Raw genomic sequence first — 2,525 nt, forward strand, 5'->3', positions numbered from 1 at the left:
GTTAAGCTCTCTAGCGCCGATGGTAGTTGGGACCTTGTCCCTGTGAGAGTAGGACGTCGCCAAGCAACTTTAAGACGAGTCAGAATGACTCGTCTTTTTTGTGTTTTATAACTTTTTTTCAAAGCTAAATATTTTGAAGTGTTTCTCGCTTTTCAAAAAGGTTTTTGAGTACGTAGCTATATAAGTTTTATTCAATTTCTTTCGTGATTTTTTATATGTAATTTAAGATTTTCTATTTTATTTCTTAAAGATAGGATTCATCAGTGTGTTAAAATAGTACAGTTGTTTTTGATGTACTTTAATATAAGAAGATTTAAGTTAGAAAAGGAGATAATATGAAAAAGATAAGTATAATTACTATAGTAGTCTTAGTCCTGCTAGTAATCGTGTATATGTTAGTTGGAAATTATTTTTATAACTATGCGTTAAATGCGAAACAAGAAAAGGAATTTTTGCAAGATAATCCTCATTTAGTAGAAACGGTAAGTGCATCGGGAGATGTATTGGCTGCAAATGAAGAAAAGAATGCAAACTTCGTATCGAAGTATAAACCTAACACATTAACTATACGTTCTTTCGATAAATTAAATTTAAAAGGTTATGAATATATGAATGAACCATCTAGTCATAAATGGGCAATTGTAGTTCATGGATACAATGGTAGAGCATCAGAAATGACGAAATATGTTCGTAATTTCTATGAACAAGGCTATAATGTCATAGCACCAGACCTTCGTGGACATGGAAATAGTGAAGGAGATTATGTTGGTATGGGCTGGCATGATCGTAAAGATGTTTTGATTTGGATTCAACAAATCTTAAAGAAAGATCCTAATGCTGAAATAGCTCTATTTGGTGTTTCGATGGGCGGGGCAACTGTAATGATGACTTCAGGAGAAGATTTACCTTCTAATGTTAAAGTTATTATTGAAGATTGTGGATACTCAACTGTTATTGATGAATTTACTTATCAACTAAAAGATTTATTCCATTTACCGAAGTTTCCTGTTATGAATGCGGCAAATACGGTTACTAAATTAAGAGCTGGTTACGATTTAGAAGAGGCTTCAGCTGTAAAACAAGTAGCGAAAAGTAAAACACCTATGTTATTCATTCATGGGGATGCTGATACATTCGTTCCTTTTGAAATGTTAGATGAAGTATATAATGCTGCAAAAGTAGAAAAAGAGAAATTAATTGTTCCAGGTGCTGGACATGGAGAAGCGGAGAAAGTAGATTCGAATAAATATTGGAATACTGTATGGAAGTTCGTAGGGAAGTATATTCCGGCATAATTAAAATTGTTGCATTTATATAGACGATAATCGGAGGGATAATAGTTAATCCTTTTGATTATCGTTTTTTTGTTAATTAGGTATTCTGCTATAAGTGTGTTTTTGTATGTACTATATGAAGGAGATAGAGCAAAAACTTTTGAATTCCTTAATCTCAGTGCTACAATGATTGAAAACTAAATGTTAATGAGGTGTTTTTATGAAAATTGAAGTATGGTCGGATTTTGTATGCCCATTTTGCTATATTGGGAAACGTAGATTAGAGATGGCTTTAGAGCAATTTCCATATAAGAAGGATGTTGAAGTTGAGTTTAAAAGTTTTGAATTAGACCAAAATGCTCCAATCTATTCTGGAACAAGTATTAATGAAGTACTTGCATCAAAGTATGGAATTAGTATTGAAGAAGCTAAGCGTAATAACGTACAGTTAGGAAATCATGCAGCTAGTATGGGTTTAAGTTTTAATTTTGATGAGATGAAGCCGACTAATACTTTTGATGCGCATCGTCTTGCGAAGTTTGCAAAGAATCAAGGGAAAGAAAAAGAGATTACAGAAAATCTACTTTTTGCATATTTCACTGAATCGAAAAATTTAAGCGATGTGGATACACTTGCTACTATCGCTGAAGCTTCAGGTTTAGATAAGCAAGAAGCTTTAAATGTTATTAATGATAAAAATGCGTATGCAAATGATGTTAGAATTGATGAAGCGATTGCTCAGCAATATCAAATTTCGGGAGTGCCTTATTTTATTATTAATCAAAAGTATGCTATTTCAGGTGCACAACCACTTGAAACTTTTGTTGGTGCACTTCAGCAAGTGTGGGAAGAAGAGAATCCTGCACCTAAGTTGCAAGAACTTTCTTCAGAGGGTGGAAGCGATCTTTCTTGTACTGATGGAAGTTGTTCGGTGCCGTCGAAAGAACAATAGTTTTTATGGTAGAAGAGCACCCCATAGATTGTTCTGTGGGATGCTTGTATATAACTTATAGAAGAAATACGTAAATGAAATCTATAAAATATAAAGTTTTTTAAAAAACGTATTGACGATTATACTTTAGAGGTGTAATATAGAACAAGTCGCCGATGACATTAACGTCGAAAGCGACAAACGAAATAAAAAACTTAGTTGACATTGAAAGATGAAAATGTTAACATAAGGAAGTCGCAAATGAGCGACCAAGTAGTTCTTTGAAAACTGAACGAAACAAACAACGTGAAACGTCAATT

General features: G+C 33.1%; 2 protein-coding genes. Both read left to right on the forward strand.

Features of this window, described 5'->3' with window-relative positions:
• Nucleotides 1-335 precede the first annotated feature (335 nt).
• Nucleotides 336-1,295 carry an alpha/beta hydrolase gene (locus tag ACTFRU_RS29310; RefSeq protein ID WP_033692091.1) on the forward strand — a complete coding sequence of 320 codons (960 nt, stop codon included), beginning with the start codon at nucleotides 336-338 and terminating at the stop codon, nucleotides 1,293-1,295.
• A gap of 199 nt (nucleotides 1,296-1,494) precedes the next feature.
• On the forward strand, nucleotides 1,495-2,226 hold the full coding sequence (locus ACTFRU_RS29315) for a DsbA family oxidoreductase (protein WP_000687954.1): 732 nt from the start codon (nucleotides 1,495-1,497) through the stop codon (nucleotides 2,224-2,226).
• The last annotated feature ends 299 nt before the right edge of the window (nucleotides 2,227-2,525 follow it).

The sequence above is a fragment of the Bacillus cereus group sp. MYBK220-1 genome, assembly GCF_051916445.1.
Lineage (GTDB): Bacteria > Bacillota > Bacilli > Bacillales > Bacillaceae_G > Bacillus_A > Bacillus_A cereus.

Bases quoted from the DNA above. Each gene is read 5' to 3' on its own strand.
- ACTFRU_RS29315 (WP_000687954.1), top strand. From the start codon at position 1,495: ATGAAAATTGAAGTATGGTCGGATTTTGTATGCCCATTTTGCTATATT.
- ACTFRU_RS29310 (WP_033692091.1), top strand. From the start codon at position 336: ATGAAAAAGATAAGTATAATTACTATAGTAGTCTTAGTCCTGCTAGTA.